The organism is Pseudooceanicola profundi (genome assembly GCF_050897955.1).
Lineage (GTDB): Bacteria > Pseudomonadota > Alphaproteobacteria > Rhodobacterales > Rhodobacteraceae > Pseudooceanicola.
In genome coordinates, this window is sequence record NZ_JBPAXZ010000001.1 from 325,663 (window position 1) to 348,923 (window position 23,261).

Annotated in this window: 24 protein-coding genes; 17 read left to right on the forward strand and 7 right to left on the reverse strand. The window is 63.6% G+C overall.

Annotation, left to right across the window (positions count from 1 at the left end; translation table 11 throughout):
* Nucleotides 1-2: 2 nt before the first annotated feature.
* Together ACRARG_RS01630 and ACRARG_RS01635 are read left to right on the forward strand one after the other, a co-directional pair.
* Nucleotides 3-761, forward strand: coding sequence for a DsbA family protein (locus ACRARG_RS01630; protein WP_432688232.1), 759 nt, complete (start codon nt 3-5; stop codon nt 759-761).
* A complete protein-coding gene (locus ACRARG_RS01635; protein WP_432688233.1) occupies nt 758-1,423 on the forward strand; it encodes a thioredoxin domain-containing protein in 666 nt (221 codons plus the stop codon). The genes ACRARG_RS01630 and ACRARG_RS01635 overlap by 4 nt, the downstream gene beginning before the upstream one ends.
* A 92-nt stretch (nt 1,424-1,515) precedes the next feature.
* Here the strand turns inward: ACRARG_RS01635 and ispG are convergent, their stop codons facing one another.
* From ispG to hemA, 3 genes are all read right to left on the reverse strand, one after another.
* Entirely contained in the window at nt 1,516-2,643 is a 1,128-nt protein-coding gene (ispG, locus tag ACRARG_RS01640) for a flavodoxin-dependent (E)-4-hydroxy-3-methylbut-2-enyl-diphosphate synthase (RefSeq protein ID WP_432688234.1), read from the reverse strand.
* 112 nt (nt 2,644-2,755) lie between these two features.
* The gene (locus tag ACRARG_RS01645; RefSeq protein ID WP_432688235.1) at nt 2,756-3,997 is read right to left on the reverse strand and encodes a helix-turn-helix domain-containing protein; all 1,242 of its coding nucleotides are present in this window, start codon (nt 3,995-3,997) and stop codon (nt 2,756-2,758) included.
* A 235-nt stretch (nt 3,998-4,232) separates the two neighbouring features.
* A complete protein-coding gene (hemA, locus tag ACRARG_RS01650; protein ID WP_432688236.1) occupies nt 4,233-5,456 on the reverse strand; it encodes a 5-aminolevulinate synthase in 1,224 nt (407 codons plus the stop codon).
* A gap of 350 nt (nt 5,457-5,806) precedes the next feature.
* Here hemA and ACRARG_RS01655 point away from each other — a divergent pair, with 350 nt between their 5' ends.
* From ACRARG_RS01655 to ACRARG_RS01695, 9 genes are all read left to right on the forward strand, one after another.
* Complete coding sequence (locus ACRARG_RS01655; protein ID WP_432688237.1) at nt 5,807-6,697, forward strand: DMT family transporter; 891 nt, start codon at nt 5,807-5,809, stop codon at nt 6,695-6,697.
* A 52-nt stretch (nt 6,698-6,749) separates the two neighbouring features.
* On the forward strand, nt 6,750-7,664 hold the full coding sequence (locus ACRARG_RS01660) for a DMT family transporter (protein WP_432688238.1): 915 nt from the start codon (nt 6,750-6,752) through the stop codon (nt 7,662-7,664).
* A gap of 177 nt (nt 7,665-7,841) precedes the next feature.
* A complete protein-coding gene (locus ACRARG_RS01665; protein WP_432688239.1) occupies nt 7,842-8,933 on the forward strand; it encodes an OmpP1/FadL family transporter in 1,092 nt (363 codons plus the stop codon).
* Between the two features lie 124 nt (nt 8,934-9,057).
* The gene (locus ACRARG_RS01670) at nt 9,058-9,915 is read left to right on the forward strand and encodes an ATPase (RefSeq protein WP_432691298.1); all 858 of its coding nucleotides are present in this window, start codon (nt 9,058-9,060) and stop codon (nt 9,913-9,915) included.
* A 51-nt stretch (nt 9,916-9,966) separates the two neighbouring features.
* Nucleotides 9,967-10,890: a homoserine O-succinyltransferase gene (locus ACRARG_RS01675; RefSeq protein ID WP_432688240.1), complete on the forward strand. Its 924-nt coding sequence runs from the start codon at nt 9,967-9,969 to the stop codon at nt 10,888-10,890.
* Nucleotides 10,874-11,833, forward strand: coding sequence for an alpha/beta fold hydrolase (locus tag ACRARG_RS01680; RefSeq protein WP_432688241.1), 960 nt, complete (start codon nt 10,874-10,876; stop codon nt 11,831-11,833). Before ACRARG_RS01675 ends, ACRARG_RS01680 begins: the two co-directional genes overlap by 17 nt.
* 125 nt (nt 11,834-11,958) lie before the next feature.
* Nucleotides 11,959-12,828 carry a polyphosphate kinase 2 gene (gene ppk2, locus ACRARG_RS01685; protein WP_432688242.1) on the forward strand — a complete coding sequence of 290 codons (870 nt, stop codon included), beginning with the start codon at nt 11,959-11,961 and terminating at the stop codon, nt 12,826-12,828.
* The gene (locus ACRARG_RS01690; protein WP_432688243.1) at nt 12,821-13,441 is read left to right on the forward strand and encodes a TetR/AcrR family transcriptional regulator; all 621 of its coding nucleotides are present in this window, start codon (nt 12,821-12,823) and stop codon (nt 13,439-13,441) included. The genes ppk2 and ACRARG_RS01690 overlap by 8 nt, the downstream gene beginning before the upstream one ends.
* Before the next feature lie 71 nt (nt 13,442-13,512).
* Nucleotides 13,513-15,315, forward strand: coding sequence for a methyl-accepting chemotaxis protein (locus tag ACRARG_RS01695; protein WP_432688244.1), 1,803 nt, complete (start codon nt 13,513-13,515; stop codon nt 15,313-15,315).
* Between the two features lie 465 nt (nt 15,316-15,780).
* Here ACRARG_RS01695 and rpsI read toward each other — a convergent pair whose 3' ends face one another.
* From rpsI to ACRARG_RS01710, 3 genes are all read right to left on the reverse strand, one after another.
* Nucleotides 15,781-16,281: a 30S ribosomal protein S9 gene (gene rpsI, locus ACRARG_RS01700; protein ID WP_432688245.1), complete on the reverse strand. Its 501-nt coding sequence runs from the start codon at nt 16,279-16,281 to the stop codon at nt 15,781-15,783.
* A gap of 3 nt (nt 16,282-16,284) precedes the next feature.
* Nucleotides 16,285-16,746, reverse strand: coding sequence for a 50S ribosomal protein L13 (rplM, locus tag ACRARG_RS01705; RefSeq protein ID WP_432688246.1), 462 nt, complete (start codon nt 16,744-16,746; stop codon nt 16,285-16,287).
* 165 nt (nt 16,747-16,911) lie between these two features.
* A complete protein-coding gene (locus ACRARG_RS01710) occupies nt 16,912-17,331 on the reverse strand; it encodes a PaaI family thioesterase (RefSeq protein WP_432688247.1) in 420 nt (139 codons plus the stop codon).
* 57 nt (nt 17,332-17,388) lie between these two features.
* Here ACRARG_RS01710 and ACRARG_RS01715 point away from each other — a divergent pair, with 57 nt between their 5' ends.
* The 5 genes from ACRARG_RS01715 (at nt 17,389) to gluQRS (ending at nt 22,183) form a co-directional block, all read left to right on the forward strand.
* Nucleotides 17,389-18,171, forward strand: coding sequence for an enoyl-CoA hydratase (locus ACRARG_RS01715; protein ID WP_432688248.1), 783 nt, complete (start codon nt 17,389-17,391; stop codon nt 18,169-18,171).
* 161 nt (nt 18,172-18,332) lie between these two features.
* Entirely contained in the window at nt 18,333-19,646 is a 1,314-nt protein-coding gene (locus tag ACRARG_RS01720) for a cytochrome-c peroxidase (RefSeq protein WP_432688249.1), read from the forward strand.
* 14 nt (nt 19,647-19,660) lie between these two features.
* Nucleotides 19,661-21,067, forward strand: a complete 1,407-nt coding sequence (gene trmFO, locus ACRARG_RS01725; protein WP_432691299.1) for a methylenetetrahydrofolate--tRNA-(uracil(54)-C(5))-methyltransferase (FADH(2)-oxidizing) TrmFO — start codon at nt 19,661-19,663, stop codon at nt 21,065-21,067.
* A gap of 53 nt (nt 21,068-21,120) precedes the next feature.
* The gene (locus ACRARG_RS01730; RefSeq protein ID WP_432688250.1) at nt 21,121-21,318 is read left to right on the forward strand and encodes a hypothetical protein; all 198 of its coding nucleotides are present in this window, start codon (nt 21,121-21,123) and stop codon (nt 21,316-21,318) included.
* Nucleotides 21,281-22,183: a tRNA glutamyl-Q(34) synthetase GluQRS gene (gene gluQRS / locus ACRARG_RS01735; RefSeq protein WP_432688251.1), complete on the forward strand. Its 903-nt coding sequence runs from the start codon at nt 21,281-21,283 to the stop codon at nt 22,181-22,183. Before ACRARG_RS01730 ends, gluQRS begins: the two co-directional genes overlap by 38 nt.
* Before the next feature lie 146 nt (nt 22,184-22,329).
* Here gluQRS and hisI read toward each other — a convergent pair whose 3' ends face one another.
* Entirely contained in the window at nt 22,330-22,686 is a 357-nt protein-coding gene (gene hisI / locus ACRARG_RS01740; protein ID WP_432688252.1) for a phosphoribosyl-AMP cyclohydrolase, read from the reverse strand.
* 85 nt (nt 22,687-22,771) lie between these two features.
* Here hisI and ACRARG_RS01745 point away from each other — a divergent pair, with 85 nt between their 5' ends.
* Nucleotides 22,772-23,224: an iron-sulfur cluster assembly scaffold protein gene (locus ACRARG_RS01745; RefSeq protein WP_432688253.1), complete on the forward strand. Its 453-nt coding sequence runs from the start codon at nt 22,772-22,774 to the stop codon at nt 23,222-23,224.
* Nucleotides 23,225-23,261 lie beyond the last annotated feature (37 nt).

The following is a 23,261-nucleotide window of genomic DNA, read 5'->3' on the forward strand; positions in this document are numbered from 1 at the left end:
TGATGACCCGATCCGCCCTTTTCGCCGCCCCGCTGGCCCTTGCCGCCGGATTGTTCGCCCTCCCGGCGCTGGCCTTTGATGTCAGCGCCATGAGCGATGCCGAACGGGAGGCCTTCCACACCGAGGTCCGCGCCTATCTGATGGAACATCCCGAGGTCATCATGGAGGCGATCCAGGTTCTGGAAGAGCGCAATCAGCAGCAGCAGGTGGCCGCCGACGACAGCCTTGTCCGGCAATATGCCGACGCGATTTTTGACGACGGATTCTCCTGGGTCGGCGGCAACCCGGAGGGCGATGTCACGGTTGTCGAGTTCCTCGATTATCGCTGTGGCTATTGCCGGAAAGCCTTTGAAGAGGTCAAGAAGCTGGTCGAGGCCGACGGCAACATCCGCTTTATCGTGAAGGAATTCCCGATCCTCGGTCAGGCCTCTCTCGACAGCTCCCGCTTTGCGGTGGCGGCCCGGCAGGCGTCCGGGGATGCGGTTTATGAGCAGTTGCATGATGCACTGATGGCCTACAAGGGCGCGACCGATCTGCCGGCCCTGACGCGGCTGGCCGAAGATCTCGACATCGATCCGGCGCCGATCCTGGCGCAGCTTGATGCGCCCGAGGTCGACGCGGAAATCCGCAAGACGCATGAGCTGGCGAAGAAGCTGAAAGTCAACGGCACCCCGACTTTCGTCTTCGACACCCAGATGGTCCGGGGCTATGTGCCGCTCGACGTGATGGAACAGATCGTATCGGAAGAACGCGAAGGGTGATCCGCTCCTCGGCCCTGCTGCTGTTGCTGACCGCGCCCGCCTCGGCGGAGGGGTTGGAGCTGACCGATCGCGAGCGTGTCGCCTTCGGTCAGGAGGTGCGGGCGGCCGTGCTGTCCGCGCCGGAAGTGGTGGAGCAGGCGCTGAACCCGCCGCCTGCCACTGAGTTCGAGGCCGCGCGCGACGCCGATCTGGACCGGCTGGAGGCCGCGGAGGCTTTGTTTCAGCCCTCTGCGCGGGGGATCGGCGCGGCAGAGCCACGTCTGACCATCGTGTTTTTCGAGAGCTTCCCCTGCGCGGGCTGTGGTGCCGCCTGGGCCGATCTGGAGGCGCTGGTGGCCGCCTATCCCGACATCCGAGTGGAGCCGCGCTTCGCCGAGGACAGCGGAGCGGCGCAGGTGCTTCTGTCGCTCCTCGCCCATCAGGGGGGAGAGGCCTATGCCGCGGCGCATCGGACCCTGCTGGCGGCGGAGACGCCTGAGGCGCTGGAGGCGGCGCTGAGGGAGGGGGGCTGGCCCAGTGACCGCATGCTGCGCCCCGAGCCGGGACAGGAGGCGGCGATGTTCCGGACGCTGGAGCTGGATACCGCGCCCAGCTACGTGTTGCCGGGGCTGATGCTGCGCGGGGCCATGCCGCGCGTGGTGCTGGAGAAATACCTGAAGTAACGCGCGTCTTTGGCCAGGAGGTAAGATGGGGCGACACCCCATCCTACGGGCGGGTTGCGCAGGACGGGCGTCTACCCCATCTCTGCCGCAGATTATTCCGCCGCCTGGGGTGCCGTTTCCGCGTCGATCTCTGCCGCGCGTTTCTCCACCAGCTCCACGATGTGATCGACCATCTGGTCGTTGGACATCTTGTGGCTCTGCGCGCCTGCCATATAGACCATGCCGGACCCTGCCCCGCCGCCGGTGAAACCGACGTCGGTCATCAGCGCCTCGCCCGGCCCGTTGACCACACAGCCGATGATCGACAGGGACATCGGCGTCTTGATGTGTTCCAGCCGTTTCTCCAGCACCTCCACCGTCTTGATGACGTCGAAGCCCTGCCGCGCGCAGGAGGGGCAGGAGATGATGTTGACGCCCCGGTGACGCAGGCCCAGCGACTTCAGGATCTCGAAGCCCACTTTCACTTCTTCAACCGGATCGGCGGAAAGGGAGACCCTGAGCGTGTCTCCGATACCCATCCACAACAAATTGCCCAGACCGATGGCCGATTTGATCGTGCCGGACATCAGCCCGCCGGCCTCCGTGATGCCAAGGTGGATGGGGGCATCCGTGGCCTCTGCCAGCTGCTGATAGGCGGCGGCGGCCATGAAGACGTCGGAGGCCTTTACGGAGATCTTGAATTCGTGGAAATCGTGGTCCTGCAGGATACGGATATGGTCCAGCCCGCTCTCCACCATCGCATCGGGACAGGGTTCGCCATATTTCTCCAGCAGGTGCTTTTCCAGCGACCCGGCGTTGACGCCGATGCGGATGGAACAGCCGTGGTCCTTGGCGGCGCGGATCACCTCTGCCACGCGCTTTTCGTCGCCGATATTGCCAGGGTTGATCCGCAGGCAGGCGGCGCCCGCCTCCGCCGCCTCGATGGCGCGTTTGTAGTGGAAATGGATATCGGCGACGATCGGAACCGGGCTTTCGCGCGTGATCTCCTTCAGTGCCTTTGTGGCAGCCTGATCGGGGGTGGAGACGCGGACGATATCGGCGCCCGCCTCGGCGGCGCGCTGGATCTGTGCGACCGTGGCTGCCACGTCGGAGCTGTCGGTATTGGTCATCGTCTGGACGGAGATCGGGGCATCGCCGCCCACGGGGACATTGCCGACCATGATCTGCCGGCTCTTGCGGCGGTCGATATTGCGCCAGGGACGGACGGGGTTATGGGTCATGATGCGGCCTCCGGTCGGTGACAGGCACGGGATAGCGCGCCCTGCCCCAATGAGCAACGGCCCCGATGAACGGAGCCGTCAATCTGTCAGAAGCGTGATCCTGTCGGCGGGATTATTCCGTCGGAACTTCCAGCTGCCGGGCCTTGGCCAGCATGACCTCTTTCGCGACCGGATCGGCCGACAGGTCGGCCACGGCATAGTCGCGCGTCATCGCATCATTGGTCAGTGCCAGATTGCGGATGGTGGAGGTTCCGGGGCCCAGCGGGCCGCGCAGCTCTCCGTTCACGGAGGCATAGAGAGAGCCTGCCATACCGGCGCGCAGCGTCGGCGGCTCTTCCGTCAGCGGCACCTGATATTCCTCACCGGCGTCGAGGATCTTCTCAAAGACTACGGTGCCGTCGGCGGCGCTGACCCGCACCCAGGCGGGGCGGACGGCAACCAGCGTGACGCCCGGGCCGACGTTTTCCGTCACCTGAGGAGTGCCGGCGGTGACCGGATGCTCTTCCTCCACCGTGTTCAGCGCCATGGCGACGGCCCGATCCTCGGCCGTGCCGTTCAGCATCGGATCGTTGCCGCCTTCGGTGCCAAAGGTGCCAACTTCGCGCGGGTTCAGCGTCGAGATCGGCGCATCCCGGGCCACCAGCACCGGAACGTCCAGAGCCTCGGGGCGGTAGAGACGGTCCAGCCCTTCGGAGGGCGGCGTCACATTGGTGGTCAGCGCGGTGCGATCCGGCGATCCGGCCGTGGCCGGTGCGGTCTGGATCGGATCGAGATCGCTCAGGACTTCGGGCGCCTGATCAACGGGGGCGAACTGGACCCGCTGCACTTCGGTCAGAAGCGACCAGCCCCCATAGCCGAGCGCGGAAATCAGCGCGATCAGCACCGCGACCGAACCAAGCGCACCCGGTTCGATCCGGGAAAAGACAGATTCCCGTTCCGGCAGGAACGGCGTGGCCGTGCTGATCAGCGGGTCCTTGGCAATTGCCTTGGCAACAGGTTTGGACTGTTTGGCCTTGCCGGAGGCTTCCTCCGACATGCCATGCGCCGTGGCGAAGCCGCTTTCAGAGCAGAACTGAGCAAAGGCCTGATCGGGGTCGAGATGCAGGTACCGGGCATAGGACCGGACGTAACCGGCAATAAAGCCGGGCGTTTCAAACACGTCGGGATTGCAGTCTTCGATGGCAGAGATGTAGTCGGCCTTGATGCGCAGCTCGCGCTGAACATCCAGCAGCGACTTGCCCATCGTCGCGCGTTCGCCCCGCATCAGGTCACCCAGACGCACGTCGAAATCGTCGAAGCCTTTTACCTGCGCATCCTCAGCATTCAGCTTTGGTTTCGACTTCCGTCGTATCATGTAGCTGCCCCGTCGCCGCTCGAACTGTACTAGTGCGGACTCGTTATCACCCCGATTCGAGTCGCGCTCTTTGTTAATAGGACCGTAACACGATTCAAGCTATTTGCCAGAAAAAGGCTTTCTTCGAAGGGGTACAGGCGTCACTGCGCCGAAAAACCCTTCGCGGTCTTTGCGATTTGACAAAAGACGTTACGTCACAAAATCCGTGATCAAAACCACGTCCGGGTGAACGGGCTCAGCCGGCCAGTTCCTGCCGGTTGAGCGCGCAATGCGACCAGAGCGCATCCATCGCCCGCACCAGCGCATCGATTTCCTTGGGTCCGTGGACCGGCGACGGCGTAAACCGCAGACGCTCCGTCCCGCGGGGGACGGTCGGGAAGTTGATCGGCTGGACATAGATGCCATGATCGTCGAGCAGCATGTCCGACAGCATCTTGGTATGGACCGGATTGCCGACGATGACCGGCACGATATGGCTGCCATGGTCGATCAGCGGCATGCCAAGCGCCTTGAACCGGGTCTTGAGGATGCTGGCCTGCTGCTGATGCAGATCGCGCAGGGCCTGATCGGTTTTCAGATGCTTGACCGAGGCCGCCGCCCCTGCCGCCACGGCGGGCGGCAGCGAGGTCGTGAAGATGAAACCCGGCGCATAGGAGCGGATGGCGTCGCACATCTTGTCCGAGGCCGCGATATAGCCGCCCATCACGCCATAGGCCTTGGCCAGCGTGCCGTTGATGATGTCGATCCGGTGCGCCAGACGGTCCCGTTCGGTGACACCGCCGCCGCGGGGGCCGTACATGCCGACCGCGTGGACCTCGTCGATATAGGTCAGCGCGCCGAATTCGTCGGCCAGATCGCAGATCGCCTCGATCGGGCCAAAATCGCCGTCCATCGAATAGACCGACTCAAAGGCGATGAGTTTCGGCGCGGCCGGATCGTCGGCCTGCAGCAGCTCGCGCAGGTGGTCGACATCATTGTGACGGAAGACGCGCTTGGCCCCGCCATTGCGGCGCACGCCTTCTATCATGGAGGCGTGGTTCAGCTCGTCCGAATAGATGATCAGGCCGGGGAAGAGTTTCGGCAGGGTCGAAAGCGTCGCATCATTGGCGATATAGGCAGAGGTGAAGAGCAGCGCCGATTCCTTGCCATGCAGATCGGCCAGCTCCGCCTCCAGCGCCTTGTGGTAGAGCGTGGTGCCGGAGATGTTGCGCGTCCCGCCGGAGCCTGCGCCCACAGCGTCAATCGCCTCATGCATCGCTTCCAGCACAACCGGGTGCTGGCCCATGCCAAGGTAGTCATTGCCGCACCAGACGGTCACCGGATGTTCGGACCCGTCGGGCTTGCGCCGGGTGGCATGGGGAAACTGCCCCTTGTGCCGCACGATATCGATAAAGGTCCGGTAGCGGCCTTCTTCGTGCAGACGTCCAAGTGCCTGATCCAGCTGAGCCTCGTAGGTCACGGGCGATCCTCCTTCGGTCTTCACCTACCCGGGGGCAGGCGGTGCGGTGCTAACACCGTCGCTTCAGAATTGGAATGGTTTTAAGTCGCGCATCCATCCGGCGGCAGGCTACAAATTGACGCCCCCACGGCCTTGATCTGGGTCAAGCGAACACAACTTCGTGACGTCACCCCAATTCCTCCCATTTTTTCATGGCAATACGCCAATCACCGCCCTGTCCTCCACAGACCGATAGGTCGAATTTGCATTAACATATCTGAATATGTCAAGTCAGAGAGGCCGATTTGCGCGCTCTGGACACCTCCGGCATCGCTGCTAGGGTCGCGCCAATTCCGCGAAGAGTATGCGCCATGACGACCCCGGCCTCCCCTCTGCCCATCACGCCGCCCCCGACCCTGCGGGCGGCGGGATGGATGTCACTGGCCATTGTCAGCTTTCTGTCGATGGCGGTGGCGGGGCGCGCGGTCTCTTCCAACCTCGACACGTTCGAGATCATGACCTACCGCAGCCTGACGGGCATCGTGCTCATAAGTCTGGTGATCACGCTGACAAAATCCTGGGGCAAGGTGACCACGCACCGGATGGGCCTGCATATCCTTCGGAATATCGCGCATTTCACCGGCCAGAACCTCTGGTTCTTCGCGATTACGGTGATCCCTCTGGCACAGGTGTTTGCGCTGGAGTTCACATCTCCGCTCTGGATTTTGGTGCTCTCGCCCGTGTTTCTTGGGGAAAAGATGACGGCCAGGCGGGCCCTGGTGGCGCTGACGGGATTTGCGGGCATCCTGCTGATTGCCCGGCCCGGCGCGCAGGCGGTCACGCCCGGTCTGATTGCGGCCGCGCTCTGTGCCGTCGGGTTTGCCTGCACGGTGATGACGACAAAGCTTCTGACCCGCGATACAGCGACGCTCTGCATCCTGTTCTGGCTGACCGTGCTGCAGGCGATCTTCGGGGCGATCTGCGGCGGGTTCGACGGTGATTTCGCCCTGCCCAGCGCAGAGGCCCTGCCCTGGGTCATCCTGGTCGGCATTGCCGGGCTGCTGGCCCATTTCTGCGTGACCACGGCGCTGTCAATCGCGCCCGCCACGCTGGTGGCGCCGATGGATTTCATACGGTTGCCGGCGGCTGCCATTCTGGGGCTGCTGCTTTATGCCGAACCGCTTGATCCGTTTGTGCTGATCGGGGCTGCGATCATCCTCGGGGCCAATTATGCGAATATCCGGGGGGAGACCCGTGCATAAATGCACAGGTTTCGGGTTGGCCTGATCCGGCCCAGCGCCGTTATCTGTCGGAATGACACCACAGAAAACCATGTCCGGCGCGGCCTGGGCGCAGCTTGTCCTTCTTGCCTTGATCTGGGGCGGGTCTTTCCTGTCGACCCGCATCGCGCTGGACGAGATCGGCGTGTTCACCGTGGTGATGCATCGCTGTTTCTGGGCGATGGTGCTGCTGTGGATCGTGGTGCTGGCGACCGGGCAGAGCGTGCCGCGCGCGCCCCGTATCTGGGGTGCCTTTCTGATCCAGGGCGTGTTGAACAATGTCCTGCCCTTCTTCTTTCTCGCCTGGGGCCAGCTGCATATCGAAAGCGGTCTGACGGCAATCCTGAACAGTTTCACCTCGGTCTTCGGGGTGGTTGTCGCGGCCATCGTCTTTGCCGATGAAAAGCTGACGGCGCGCAAGGCGGCGGGCGTCGCCTTTGGTGTGGCGGGCGTGTCGGTGGCGATGGGGCTCGACAGTCTGCGCCAGCTCGACATCCGGTCGGTGGCGCAGCTCTCGGTCCTGGCGGCGACCTTCTGCTATGCCTGCGGCGGAAGTTTCGGGCGCGCGAAGCTGTCGGGGCTGTCGCCGATGGTGGCCTCTGCCGGGATGCTGACCGGATCGACTCTGGTAATGATCCCGGTGGCCCTGGCAACCGAAGGCGTGCCGGAGCTGATGCTGGCCCCGCGGACCTGGGCCGCCATCGGATATTACAGCCTGATTGCCACGGCGGCGGCCTATATCCTGTATTACTCCATCCTCGCAAAGGCGGGCAGCGGCAACCTGATGCTGGTCACCCTGCTGCTGGTGCCCGTGGCGATCCTGCTGGGGCATCTGGTACTGGGAGAACAGCTGATGCCGCGCCATTTCGCAGGTTTTGCCATCATTGCCAGCGGGCTGGTCGTTCTGGACGGGCGCCTGGTACGGCGGTTGCGCCGGTCTGGCGCGTAGCCGACTGGGCCCGGCCCGCCTGCCAGAGACCATCCGCCTGCCCGGCTGCCGCAACGTCATTGAGCGATACCAGATTGACGCAACCCAGACGTGCAGTCAAATTATCACGTCATCAAGACCGCGGACGGAACTCACACTCACCCGCGGGACATATCACATCCGCGGGAGGTAAGGATCGTGAACCAGAAACTGTGGCCGGCGGTTGCCGGCTCTGCGCTGTGTTTGGCTGGAATGGCCCAGGCCGGCGGCATTGAACGCACCACGCAATCTTCGTCAATCCTGTTTGCGCAGGGCAACCGGATCGAGCTGAGCTACGCGCATGTCTCGCCCTCGGTCACTGGTACGGCCGTCACGCCGATCGGAAATGTCGCCAAGGATTACGGACTGCCGGGCTTTGCCATCAAGATCGATGCGACAGAGAAACTGTCATTTGCGCTGATCTATGACACGCCTTTCGGGGCGGATGTTCTCTACGATCCGCTGAACCCCGTGCTTGGGGGCACTCTCGCGCAGGCCGAAACGCAGGCGCTGACGGCGCTGGCGCGGTACAAGCTGACCGACAGGGTCAGCGTCTTTGGCGGCATCCGGCAACAGCGGGCGGAGGGCGAGATTACCCTGAACGGCGCGGCCTATGGCGCGCTGACGGGGTATAACGTCCAGCTCGATAGTGACTGGGCGACAGGCTATGTCCTTGGCGCTGCCTATGAGATCCCGGATATCGCCCTGCGAATCGCGCTGACCTATAACTCCGCGATCACGCATAATTTCTCCACGACCGAAAACATCGCCCCGGGCGTGACCTCCTCGACCGAGGTGAAAACGCCGCAGAGCGTCAATCTGGATTTCCAGACCGGGATCGCGCCCGATACGCTCCTGATGGCCTCCGTCCGCTGGGCGGAACATTCGGCCTTTCAGATTCAGCCGGCCACCTTTGGCGCGCTGACAGGTGGCGGTCTGGTCTCGCTGGACGATACCACCACCTATACGCTGGGCGTGGCGCGCAGATTCACACCGGCCTTCGCGGCCTCCATCTCTTTCGGGTATGAAAAGGAAGGCGATCCTCTGGTCAGCCCGCTGGCGCCGTCCACGGGGCGCAAGTCGATCTCTGTCGGAGCCAGCTACAAGTTCAACGAGCGGGTGGAGCTTTCCGCCGGGGTCAGCAAGGTCTGGCTGGGCGATGCGCAGCCGGCCACGGCCGGAACGGCCCGCGGGAGCTTTGACAATAACAGCGTGACCGCGTTTGGCATGAAGATCGCCTATACGTTCTGACCGCTGCCGTGACATTCCGGCACCGCCCCCGGCCCGGGCGGTGCCGGCGCTAATTATTTCAGGTTTGACCCCGCCTGCCCTGCCGCTTAGCTAGGTGCGACCGAGTAGCGGAAAGCGCATGGGACTGATCTACGAAACACCTGACGCCTGGGAAAAGGCCACGCATAAGCGCGTGGTGCTGTTTGGCATGTCGGGACTGGGCAAGACCCATATCTCGAATGCCCTGCGCCAGTCGGGCGAGTGGTTCCACTATTCCATCGATTACCGCATCGGCACCCGCTACATGGGCGAGGTCATTGCCGACAATGCCAAGGCGCATGCGATGAAGGTGCCGTTCCTGCGCGACCTGCTGCGGTCGGATTCGATCTATATCGGCTCCAATATCACCTTCAACAACCTCGCGCCGCTCTCGACCTACCTGGGCAAACCCGGCGATCCGGACAAGGGCGGCCTGCCCTTCGATCTCTATTGCCTGCGTCAGGCCCAGCATCGCGGGGCCGAGATGGCCGCGCTTCTGGAGACGGAGCGGTTCATCGACCGGGCGCAGTCGCTCTATGGCTATCCGCATTTCGTCTGCGACAGCGGCGGGTCGATCTGCGAGGTGGTGGACCCCTGGGATGACGAGGATCCGATCCTGAACGCGCTGTCGGATGTAGCGCTGATGGTCTGGATCAAGGGGAGCGAAGACCATACGGCAGAGTTGGTCCGGCGTTTTGACCGCGCGCCCAAGCCTATGTATTATCAGCCCGAGTTTCTGTTGAAATGCTGGGAAGACTACCGGGACGAGACCGGTCAGGCCGAGGACGATATCGATCCCGATACTTTCATTCGCTGGACCTATGCCAAGGCTTTGGCCCATCGTCAGCCGCGCTATGAGGCGATGGCGCGGTTCGGACTGACTGTGACCGCCGATCAGGTGGCCGAGGTCCGCAGTGAAGACGATTTCACGGCCATGATCTCGCGCGCTCTGGCGGCGCGCTGATCCACTTCCTATCTCACCCTACCTGTAACTGACGAAGGACCCGTTCCAATCATGCCGATCAAGATCCCCTCCGACCTGCCCGCCTTCGACGTGCTCACGCGCGAGGGTGTCATGGTCATGGCAGAGGATCAGGCATCGCGTCAGGACATCCGCCCGCTGCGCATCGCGCTGCTCAACCTCATGCCCAAGAAGATCCAGACGGAGAACCAGTTCGCCCGGCTGATCGGGGCGACGCCGCTGCAGATCGAGTTCTCGCTCATCCGGATGACGGAACATGTGACCAAGAACACCGCCGCCGAGCATATGGAGAACTTCTACCATTCCTTCGCCGAGGTGAAGGAAAGCGGAGAGAAGTTCGACGGCCTCATCATCACCGGCGCCCCCATCGAACATCTGGAGTTCGAGGAGGTCACCTATTGGGACGAGATGCTGGAGGTGATGGACTGGACCCAGAGCCACGTGCATTCGACCTTTGGCGTCTGCTGGGGCGGGATGGCGATGATCCATCATTTCCACCGGGTGCCCAAGATCATCCTGCCGGAGAAGCTTTTCGGCTGTTACCCGCAGAAGAACCTTGCCCGGCCCTCGCCCTATCTGCGCGGGTTTTCGGATGTCTGCGTCGTGCCGGTGTCCCGCTGGACCGAAAACCGGCAGGAGGATATCGACCGCGCGGACGGGCTGATCACGCTGCTGGGGGACGAGACGACAGGCCCCTGTCTGGTCGAGGATCCGGCGCATCGGGCGGTCTATGTCTTCAACCATTTCGAATATGATCGCGACACGCTGAAACAGGAATACGATCGGGACGTATCTGAAGGCACACCTATCAATGTGCCGAGGAATTATTATCCCGATGACGATCCCTCCAAGATACCGGTCAACAGATGGCGCAGCCATGCCCATCTCCTCTACGGCAACTGGATCAACGAGATCTATCAGACCACACCGTTCGAGATCGATGCTATTGGCACTTAGGATCCTGCTGGCGCTGGTGCTGCTGATCGCCGTCTTTGCGGCGGTCACGGGCTGGCGGCTGCATGTCCGGGCCAAGGCTGCGCGGGCTGACTTTCCGCCCGAAGGCGCCTTTGTCGAGGTAGACGGCCATCCGGTGCATTACGTGCAGCGCGGGTCCGGGCCCGATCTGGTGCTGATCCATGGCGCCTCGGGCAATACGCGGGATTTCACCTTTTCCCTGGTCGACCGGCTGACCGACCGCTACCGCGTCACGGTTCTGGACCGGCCGGGGCTTGGCTATACGCCGCGTCTGGCGGCGCGTGGGGTGACGCTGTCGGATCAGGTGGCACTGCTACGGGGCGCGACACAGGCCCTTGGGGTGACCCGGCCCGTGCTGGCGGGCCAGAGTTTCGGCGGCGCCGTGGTGATGACCTGGGCAGTCGAGCACCCGGATGAGGTGGCGGCGGTCGTCGACATCTCCGGCGCGACCTACCCCTGGCCCGGAGAACTGGACCGGTTCTATGCGCTGCTGGCCCGTCCCGTGATCGGGCCCCTGCTGGCGCGGGTGGTCGGCGCCTGGGTCAGCGAGGACTATATCGAGACCTCCATCGAGGGCGTCTTTGCCCCCAATGCCGCACCCGAAGGCTACGCGGACTACATCGGTGCGCCTCTGGTGATCCGGCCGCAGAGCCTTACCGCCAATGCCCAGCAACGCACCGATCTGCGCGAAGAGCTCCGCGCGCTGGCGCCCCGCTACTCTGCCCTGACCATGCCGATCGAGATCGTGCATGGCGATGCCGATGACACCGTGTCGCTGCAAATCCATTCGGAGGCGCTGGCCCGGGATGTGGAGAGCGCGCATCTCACCCGCCTGCCCGGCATCGGCCATATGCCCCAGCACGTGGCGCAGGAGGCGGTGATCGGCGCGATCGACCGCGCGGCGGAACGGGCAGGACTGCGGTAATCCAACCGCAACAGCGCAAGTCGCCCGGCCTGAGGTCGTGCCCCCGGGCCGTGAGCCGGAACACCCCAGCCCCGTTGCGCGCCGCGCTCCGCACCGCCATATTGGGAAAAAATGGACGGACAAATATGGACTTGCCCTTTGACGGCGCGATCAGCGCCTTTCACGAGACAGAGGCTCCGAAATCGATCCGCGAGGCGATTGCCCGCGCCGATAAGGACGATGTGATCAATCCCGACTATCCCTATTCCGACCGGATGGCGAAAAAGACCTACGAGAAGGACCTGGAGAAGCTCCAGATCGAGCTGGTGAAGATGCAGACATGGGCCAAGGAAACAGGCGCCCGTGTCGTCTGCGTGTTCGAGGGGCGCGATGCTGCCGGCAAGGGCGGCACGATCAAGCGCTTCCGCGAGAACCTGAACCCCCGCGGCGCCCGCGTCGTGGCCCTGCCCAAACCCACGGAGACCGAACAGGGCCAGTGGTATTTCCAGCGCTATGTCAGCCATTTGCCGACAGAGGGCGAGATCGTGTTTTTCGACCGCTCCTGGTATAATCGCGGCGTGGTGGAACATGTCTTTGGCTTCTGCGACGAGACGCAGCGCGAGCATTTCTTCGAACAGGTGCCGGATTTCGAAAAGATGCTCGTTCAGAACGGCATCCACCTTTTTAAATTCTGGCTGAACGTGGGGCGGGCCGAACAGCTGCGCCGGTTCCTCGACCGGGAGAAGGACCCGCTGAAACAGTGGAAACTCAGCTGGATCGACGTTGAAGGCATCAAGAAATGGGAGGCTTACTCCAAAGCGATTGCCGAGACGCTGGATCGCAGCCATTCCGACCATGCGCCCTGGACCATCATCCGGTCCGACGATAAGCGGCGCGCCCGGATCGAGGCGATCCGCCATGTGCTGAAATCGCTCGACTATGCGCGGAAATCTCAGAAATCCCTGGGGAAAGTCGATCCGGCGATCTGCGGCGGCCCGGATATCTGGGATGCATAAGAAACGCGGCTACCATCACGGGAACCTGCGCCAGGCGCTGGTCGATGCCGCGCTGGAGCTGATCGAAGCCAAGGGGCCGACCGGATTTACCCTGTCGGAAGCCGCGAAACAGGCCGGCGTCACGCCGGCGGCCGTCTACCGTCATTTCGAGGGGCGCGAGGATCTGATCGCCGAGGCCGCGCGTCAGGGCTATGAGATTTTCGCCGATACGATTCAATATGCCTATGACAAGGGGCAGCCTTCGGCGCTGGCCTCTTTCGAGGCGACGGGGCGGGCCTATCTCGCCTTTGCGCGGCGCTATCCCGGGCATTACATCGCCATGTTCGAAAGCGGCATCTCGGTCAATCGCAATCCGGATCTGGCGGCGGTATCGCGGCGGGCGCGCGGCGTGCTTGAAAAGGCGGCCGCGGATCTGTCGCAGCATATCCCGCCCGAACGCCGGCCGCCTGCGGCGATGTTTTCGGCCCATATCTGGGCCATGTCTCACGGTGTTGTCGAATTATTCGCCCGGAACTCGCCCGGCACGCAGTCTCCGTTCCCGCCCGAGGATCTGCTGGAATCCGGCATTGGCGTCTACCTGAGAGGTCTGGGGCTGATCCCGCCGGACCAATAGGGCCCGGGTTAATTGTCGGGCAATGATTTCATGAGATGACGATGCCTGAATGATTGTCTTCGGGATGCATCGTGACCAAGCTCAACTCCAGCCCGATCGCGGGTCGCAAAAATGATTTCTCGCCCGAATTTCTGGGCGAACGGTTTGAACGGCATCGCAAGACGGCTGTAAGGACGGTGGGCTGGATCGCGGCCTGCTCGCCCGTGGCAACGGCCGGCGCCGCGTTTCTGGTTGGCAACGCGATGTTCTGGCCTGTCCTGTTGGGGTCCGTCATTGTGTCGGCACTTGCCCTGGGCGGCATGCGGCTTCCCGGTAAGGCCGCACGGATCGCGGTCGCCCTGGCTCTGACCGCCCAGGTGGCGTTGCTGACGGCAGCACTGCGGGACCATGTTCTACAGCCCGACATGCATATGGTGTTCTTTTTGGCGCTGACGGCGATTGCCACTTATGCGTCGCGCCACGCGCTGATTGCCGCTGTCGGGCTGATCGCCGTGCACCACCTTGTGGGCGCATTCCTGTTTCCGGAACTGGTGTTTCTGTCCCGTGACCTGTCATTCAACCTGATGCGGTCGGGCCTGCATGCCTTTTTTGTTGTCCTTGCGGCGGGCAATCTGACCTTTGCCGTCTACGTCCGCCTCGCACAGACGGCCTCTGCCCAGCGCCATGCCAAAAAATTGCAGACCGCCATGGAGGAGGCGCAGATGTCCCTGCAGGCGGCACAGGAGCAGAAGATCGCGGCAGAGGCCGCCCGGAAAGAGGCAGACGAAGCCGTCGTTCGCGCCGCCGCCGCCCGGGCGGAGGCGGAGCAGGCTCTGGAAGAAGCCCAGGCGAACGCGCGCGCAGTGCACCAAGCGCAGGAGCAATCCGTCGCAATGAAGGAGCGTCATAATCGCGAAGTCGAGGAAATGTTGACCCTGATCCGGACAAAGCTGCGTGGCCTGGCGCAGGGCGATCTGCGGGTGCGCATAGAAGAAGACCTGCCCGAAGACTATCGGGAGCTGGGGTCCGTCTTTAACAGCGCATTGGACAGCCTGGAAACGACAATGGCAAATGTTCTTGTCGAAGTTGCCGGAATCGAATCCTACTCCGAAGAGATTTGCAACAGTTCGGCTGACCTCGCCCGCCGCACGGAGCGACAGGCCGGCACGCTCACCGAAATTGCAACATCGCTCCACCAGCTTACCACGCTCATTGGAGGGATCGCGGAGGATACCGATGCCGCGCGCAGCCGCGCCGAAGAGACCCGCGTTCAGGCAGAATCGGGCATGGAAATCATGACCCGCACCGTGACCGCAATCGACGGGATCGAGGCCTCCGCCTCCGAGATCGGGAAAATCATCAGCGTTATCGAAACGATTGCCTTCCAGACCAATCTGCTGGCGCTGAATGCGGGTGTCGAAGCGGCCCGTGCGGGCGAAGCCGGGCGAGGATTCGCCGTCGTGGCGACCGAAGTCCGTGCACTGGCACAACGGTCGTCGGATGCCGCCAGCGAAATCGACAACCTTATCAAGGCGTCCGTGGCACAGATCAGCGACGGTGTCAGGCTGGTCAAGGAAACCGGTACGGCCCTCAATGAAATCCAGAACAGTGTGAACTCAATCGCCGGCGGTATGCAGACGGTTGCCCATGCAACCGGAGAGCAGTCGCAGGGGCTAGGCAACGTCAACGATGCGATCTCCTCACTTGACAGCGAGACACAGCAGTTCGCCTCCCGTTTCGAAGAGACAACTGCGGCAAATACGGTCCTCAGCACCAATACCCGCCGGCTGCGCGAATTGATTTCGACGTTCAGAGTGAATGACCGGAAAAGCGCCCCGCGACAGCGACCGACAGGCGATCGTGGTATGGGCATGCCGCGCAGCGCCACGGTCTGATCCCGCGATGCCGGCGACATCCCATCCGGCAACTCAAACGGGCCTCGTCAACTGCGATATACCCTGCTCCTGCCGCCGGCCCCGTGGCCGGCCGTCGCAGCTGCTGCGGAGCATTAGAGCTGTCGGTGTCCCGTCCGGGCAATAGGCAGACGGCTGTGGTATGTCCTTTGCGACAATCCCGAAGGCAAATGTAGCCCCCGAAATAAGGCCAGCACCAGACACCTGCGGAGGGCGCCGACGGGACAGGAACCGGAGACCGGGCTGCGGGATGCAGCCTGTCATGCGTTGGTACCCGAGGTCGTCGGCAGGTTGTCTCGCCGCCGGGCCCATATTGGGTGCAGCGCATGCAGGAAGACCGCCCCAGGGGCCGCCCCCGGGCGCATGCCCGCACCCGGTTACGATCCGCGCCATGCAAAAAGGGCCGCACGATGGCGGCCCTTTCCAGAACTTGTCCGATAAATCGGATCAGCGCTTGGAGAACTGGAAGCTCCGGCGGGCCTTGCGGCGGCCGTATTTCTTACGCTCGACAACGCGGCTGTCGCGGGTCAGGAAGCCAGCGGCCTTCAGCGCACCGCGCAGCGACGGATCGTAGAGCTGCAGCGCCTTGGAGATGCCGTGCTTGACCGCGCCGGCCTGGCCGGAGAGGCCGCCACCGGAAACGGTTGCCATCACGTCGAACTCGCCTTCGACACCAGCGATGGTGAAGGGCTGGCGCAGGATCATCTGCAGCACGGGACGGGCAAAGTACTTGTCCATCTCCTTGCCGTTCACGGTGACCTTGCCGGAGCCCGGCTTGATCCAGACGCGGGCGGTTGCGTCTTTACGCTTGCCGGTCGCATAGGAGCGGCCCAGCTCGTCACGGACGGGCTCACGCGGGGTTTCGGGCTCTGCAGCCGCGACAACGCCACCGATATCGTCGGAGACGGCGTCCTTCAGCTCTTCGAGCGAATTGATCTGGTCGGCCATTTATCAGCTCCGCGTGTTCTTGGAGTTCATGGATTTGACGTCGAGCACTTCGGGCGACTGCGCCTCATGGGGATGCTCGGCACCGGCGTAGACACGCAGGTTGGTCATTTGCTTGCGGGACAGGCGGTTGCCCGGCAGCATGCGCTTGACCGCTGCGGTCACGACACGCTCGGGGTAGTTGCCTTCCAGCAGCTGCTCCGCGGTGCGGTGCTTGATGCCGCCCGGGTGGCCGGTGTGCCAGTAGTATTTCTTTTCGGCGCGCTTGTTACCGGTCATCTGCACCTTGTCGCAGTTGATGATGATAACGTTGTCGCCCATGTCTTGGTTCGGCGTGAAGGTCGCCTTGTGCTTGCCGCGCAGGCGCATGGCAACGATCGAGGCAAGACGGCCCAGAACCACGCCCTCGGCGTCGATCAGGATCCATTTCTTGTCGATATCTGCCGGAGTAGCAGAGAAGGTTTTCATAACGGGTGCCCTTTGGAAAATGGCAGCCCGGACGGTCAGAGGCCGGCCGGGCGGATTGATGGGCGGGTTATACAGCCGCCGATGCGCCAGTCAAGCCGGACATTCCCGGATTAAATACGTAATTTCAATGACTTGAAAAATAGGTATCCATATACCCCAAAAATCTCACCCTTTTGGCGGGATCGAATAGGTCAGCGAGGCCCGGGCGACCGGCGCCGCCATCCCGTCGGAGTAAAGCAGCACGTCCCCCACGGCCAGCACCTTGCCCAGTTTCAGCAGCGTGGCCTCTGCGATCAGATCGGTGGCGGCGGCGGGTTTGCGCATGAAGTCGATGGAACAATTGGTGGTCACCGCCAGCGCCTCTGGTCCGATCATGCCAAGGATCGCCAGGTAGATCGACACATCCGCCAGCGCGAACATCGAGGGTCCAGAGACAGTGCCGCCCGGCCGCAGATGCCGGTCCTCCACCACCATGCGGACACGGATGCCCATATCGCGCACCTCCTCCACGCGGAAATCGCGATGCACCTGGGGGAAGGCCTCCACCAGGAATTCCTCCAGCTCGGGACCGGTCATGACGGGCATTGCTTTCCTCCTCTTCCCTCGGGGGCTAGAGTTCCGGGAAACCGGAGGAGGTACAAGATGGGAATTCTGCTGCGCGAGGATCGGGGGGCCGTCGCCTGGCTGACGCTGAACCAGCCGGAAAAGCTCAACGCCCTGTCGGATGCGATGATGGCCGCGTTGCAGGCAGAGCTGGAGGGGATCGCCGGGGATACCGCCATAAGGGTCGTCGTGCTGGGCGGCGCGGGCAAGGCCTTCTGCGCCGGGCATGACCTGAAGGAAATGCAGGCGGGCCGGCAGGCGGAGGACGGGGGTGCTGCCTATTTCGCCGATCTCTTCTCCCGCTGTTCCACATTGATGCGGACCATCCGCACCCTGCCCCAGCCGGTGATCGCCCGGCCGCATGGGATCGCCACCGCCGCTGGCTGTCAGCTGGTCGCGACCTGCGACATGGCCGTGACGACGGAGACGACCCGGTTTGGCGTGAACGGGGTGAATATCGGGCTCTTCTGTTCGACGCCAATGGTGGCGCTGACCAGAAATATCCCGCGCAAGCAGGCGTTCGAGATGCTGACCACGGGCCAGTTCATCTCTGCCACGCGGGCGGAGGCGCTTGGCCTCGTCAATCGCGTGGTGCCGGAGGATATGCTGGATGCAACCGCGCAGGAGCTGGCTGAGGCGGTCGCGGCCAAGCTCTCCGCCGCGGTCCGGATCGGGAAAGAAGCTTTTTACGTTCAGGCCGAAATGGGGCTGGACGCCGCCTATGCCTATACCGGCGATGTCATGGTGCAGAACATGCTTCGCGCCGATACGAATGAAGGTATTCAGGCATTTCTTGAGAAAAGGCCGCCGGACTGGACATAGCGGCGACCCAATTCTCGACAGGCGGGTCCCGGGCTGTTAGCCATAAGGCACAGGAATTGCGACAGGTTTGTTTCCGAAATGCGGCCCGATTATTGCAAAGATGGGCATTTTTCTGCCGCATTCTTTTCTGCTAAAGTTTTCTTACAAGACGGATGAACGTCATGCGAAATTGGGTCACCGCCGGCGCATTGTCTCTCCTGGCCAATCTCTCTCTGGCCGCCGATCTACCAAATGCGGTGACCCCGATCGCTTTTCCCGCCACCGATCCCATTCTGGTTGAATTGGGCCGCGATCTGTTTTTTGACCCGATCCTGTCGGGCAATAAAAACATTGCCTGCGCCACCTGCCATCACCCCTCTCTCGCCTCTGCAGACGGTATGTCGCTGAGCCTTGGTGAGGGCGCGCATAATCTGGGCGCGGATCGGGTTGTCGATCCCGGGAATGCACCGCAGAACCGTATTCCCCGCAATGCGCCCGCGCTGTTCAATATCGGGGCCTATGAATTCCGGGTGCTGTTTCATGACGGGCGGGTGCAGGCGGATGCGGATCAGCCTTTTGGGATCAAGATGCCGCCGCATGCGGTGCTGGAACGGCCCGTGGCCTCGCCTCTGGCGGCGCAGGCGCTGATGCCGCCCACCAGTTTCGACGAAATGGCCGGGCAGGATGAGGAAAACCCGATCTCCCTCGCCTCCCGCGACAAGAAATTCGCTGGCAAAGGCGGGGTCTGGGACCTGCTCTGCAAGCGGATCGAGGCGATCCCGGACTATGTGGAGCGGTTCAAGACCGTTATTGGCGACAGGCCGCTGCATTTCACCGATGTCGCCCGCGCGATTGCCGAATTCGAGACGTTTGAATTCCAGTCGGTCAACAGCCCCTTTGACCGCTACCTCTGGGGCGACAAGGCGGCGCTGACGGCGGAGCAGATGGCGGGGATGGAGATCTTTTATGGCAAGGGCCAATGCGCCGATTGTCATTCCGGCCCCTTCCTGACCGATCATCGGTTCCATGCCATCGGCCTGCCGCAGCTTGGCCCGGGGAAAGAGCCCGACAGCTATGCCGACAAGGGCCGCATTGCCGTGACCGGCGATCCGGAGGACCGTTACCGGTTCCGCACGCCCTCGCTGCGCAATGTCGCGATTACAGGGCCTTACGGGCATAACGGCGCCTATTCCGATCTGGAGGCGATGGTGCGCCATCACCTCGACCCGGTGCAGTCGCTGGCGCAGTATGACCGAACGCAGGCCCGGCTGCACGACGTCTCGGTAGAGCTGAACGACTGGGGCGCCATGTCGGATTTCGACGAAGTCATGCGGATTGCGGAGGCGATCGAGCTGGCGCCGGTCGATCTCTCCGATACGGAGGTCGCGGCGCTGATTGCCTTCCTGGGCGCGCTGACCGATCCCAATGCCGGGCGCGGGCGGCTGGGGGCACCGGAGAGCGTGCCCTCCGGCCTGCCGCTCGACCCGGTGCGCTAGGGCCCTTCCCAAAGCTGCCCCGATACCTTAGATCGCGCGCCATGGCGCATACAGATCAGACAGCAGAGCTTCACATCGTCGGCGGCGGCATGGCCGGGTCGGAGGCCGCCTGGCAGGCGGCGCAACTGGGCGTGCGCGTGGTCATCCACGAGATGCGCCCCCATGTCGGCACCTTCGCCCATAAGACCGGCGATCTGGCGGAAATGGTCTGTTCCAATTCCTTCCGGTCGGACGACGATGAACAGAATGCCGTAGGCCTGCTGCATTGGGAGATGCGCCAGGCCGGCGGGCTGATCATGGAGATGGCGGACAAGCATCAGCTGCCCGCCGGTGGCGCGCTGGCCGTGGACCGCGACGCCTTTTCCGCCGCCGTGACGGAACGGCTGCGGTCCCATCCGCTGGTCCGGGTCGAGGGCGGGGAGATCACCGCCCTGCCCGACAGCGGACATTGGATCATCGCCACCGGGCCGCTGACCTCCGAAGGGCTGGGCGCCGCGATTGCCGCCGAGACAGGCAAGGAGGCGCTGGCCTTTTTCGACGCCATCGCCCCCATCGTCTATGCGGAGAGCATCGACATGGGCACGGTCTGGGCCCAGTCCCGCTATGACAAGGGCGAGACGGAGGAGGAGCAGAAAGCCTACCTCAACTGCCCGATGACCAAGGACCAGTACGAGGCCTTCATCGACGCGCTGCTGGCCGCCGACAAGACGGAGTTTCACGAGGGCGAAACGGCCGGTTATTTTGACGGCTGCCTGCCCATTGAGGTCATGGCCGAACGTGGCCGCGAAACCCTGCGCCACGGGCCGATGAAGCCGGTGGGGCTGACCAATGCGCATAATCCGACGGAAAAGGCCTATGCCGTGGTCCAGCTGCGGCGCGACAATGCGCTTGGCACGCTCTTCAACATCGTGGGCTTCCAGACCAAGATGAAATACGGCGCCCAGACGGAGGTCTTCAAGATGATCCCCGGGCTGGAGAATGCCTCCTTTGCGCGGCTGGGCGGGATCCACCGGAACACCTTCCTCAATTCGCCGACGCTGCTGGATGACCGGATGCGCCTTCGCTCGCGCCCGCATATCCGCTTTGCCGGGCAGATCACCGGGGTGGAGGGCTATGTCGAAAGCTCTGCCATGGGGCTACTGGCTGGCCGGATGGCGGCGCAGGAGATCCTGGGCCGCGACCTGCCCCCGCCCCCGCCGGAGACGGCCATGGGCGCGCTGATCCATCACATCACAGGGGGCGCGGAGGCCAAGACCTTTCAGCCGATGAACGTGAACTTCGGGCTGTTCCCGCCGATCGACGGCTACAGGGGCGGGCGGCGCGGCCGCAAGGACCGCTACAAGGGCTATACGGACCGGGCGAAAGAAAGCTGGTCCGACTGGCTTGCCGCGCAGGTGCCCGAGGGGGCCGCGCTTGCCTGAGGGCGCAGCCGACCCCATATCAGGTGTCCACAACCTGATGAGGACCAAGAGCGATGCTCTACCTGCTTGCCCTGCTTCTGCCGCCGCTGGCCATCCTGCTGGCCGGGCGTCCGATCCTTGGCATCGTGATCTTTTTTGTCTGGGTCCCCGCGATCCTCTTCTCGGGCGGTCTGACACATCCCGTGGTCATCGTGCTGGCCTGGCTGGTGATCCATGAGCGGAACACGCGCTGGCTCTCGCGCCGGGACTGACACCGTAAGTTTTACCACCCGTTTCGCGCCTTCGCCCACCGGGCCGCTGCACCTGGGCCATGCCTATTCCGCCATCCTGGCCCATGACATGGCGCGCAAGGCGGGCGGGCGGTTCCTGCTGAGGATCGAGGATATCGACCAGAGCCGCGCCCGCCCGGACTGGGAGGCGCAGATCTACGACGACCTCGCCTGGCTGGGGCTCAGTTGGGAGGTGCCGGTCATGCGCCAGTCCGACCGCCTGCCCGCCTATCGCGCGGTGCTGGAGCGGCTCTGGGCCGAGGAAGCGATCTTTGCCTGCACCTGTTCGCGCCGCGATATCGTCGAGGCGGCGTCCGCCCCGCAGGAAGGTGCGCCGCTGATCGGGCCCGATGGGGTGGTCTATCCTGGCACCTGCCGTCACCGCCGCTCAGACGGCGGCCGCCTGCCCCTGCCCCGGGACGCGGCGCTGCGGCTGGACATGGCGCGGGCGGCCACGGCGCCGGTGGTCTTCCGCGAACAGGGCTATCGCGCGGGCAATAAGGACTGGGAGGTGCGGACGGATCCGCAAGTGCTGATCGGCCAGATCGGCGACGTGGTGCTGGCGCGGCGCGACATGGGCACGTCTTACCACCTGTCGGTGGTGCTCGATGATGCGGAACAGGGCGTCACCCATGTGGTGCGCGGCGAGGATCTGTTCCAGGCCACCGCGATCCATGTGGTGCTGCAACGCCTGCTGGGCCTGCCGACGCCCGCCTATCATCACCACCGGCTGATCCGGGACGAGGATGGCAAAAGGCTGGCCAAGCGGGACGATGCCCGAGCGATCGCGCTCTACCGGTCGGAGGGGGCGAGCCCGGCGGATATCCGGCGGATGGTGGGGCTTTAGTCGCCAGCGGTCGATATGAGGTCAGGACGGAGGGCAGCGGCCGTCCCGCGGGGTGGGCGCGCAAGCGGCCGCCCCAGGGGGGCGGGTCGGCCGCTGCCCGGCGTTCCGCCGGACGGGCGCTTTATCCGAACGTCAGGCCGGCCGCCTCACACCATCGGCGCCATCAGCTCCACCTCATCCCCGTCCCGCACCGCCGTGTAAAAACACGACCGCCGGTTGGTATGGCAGGCCGGCCCGGTCTGGCGCACCACGACCAAAAGACAATCCCGGTCGCAATCCACCCGGAAATCGACCAGCTCCTGCACATGGCCGGAGGTCTCGCCCTTGATCCAGAAGCTCTGGCGCGAGCGTGACCAATAGGTCACCCGCCCCGTCTCCAGCGTCTTCTCGACCGCCTCAAGGTTCATCCAGGCCATCATCAGCACCGCGCCCTCCTCGTCCTGCGCAATGGCGGGAATGAGACCCTTTTCATCGTATTTCAGGGTGGATGCATCGAAGGCCATGGCGGGATCCTTTTCAAACCGGGGGCTCGGGGCTATCTATGGTCAAAGAGGCCGAAACGCCACTGCCCAACCGAAAGGACACCGCATGAGCGCGGAGACCGATCTCGTCAAGCTCTACTCCAACCGCATCTTGGGCCTGGCCGCGGATATCCCGCACCAGACCCGGCTGGAGACGCCAGATGCCAGCGTGAAACGCCGCGCGCCGCTCTGCGGGTCGACGGTCACGGTGGATGTGGTGATGAAGGATGGCCGGGTCGCGGAATACGGGCAGGACGTGAAGGCCTGTGCACTTGGTCAGGCCGCGGCATCGGTCGTGGGGGCGAATGTGATCGGCACGACCCCGGACCAGATCCGCGCCGCGCTCGATGCGCTCAAGGCCATGCTGAAGGAGGGCGGCCCTGCGCCGGAGGCCCCTTTCGACGGGCTAGAGGTGCTGCGTCCGGCACAGGAGTACAAGAACCGGCATGCCTCGATTCTTCTGTCGCTTGAGGCGCTGAACGAGGCGATGGGGCAGATCTCTCAAAGCGACTGCGCTTAACCTTACATTCGGACTATGCGGCTAACGTCCTTCTGAC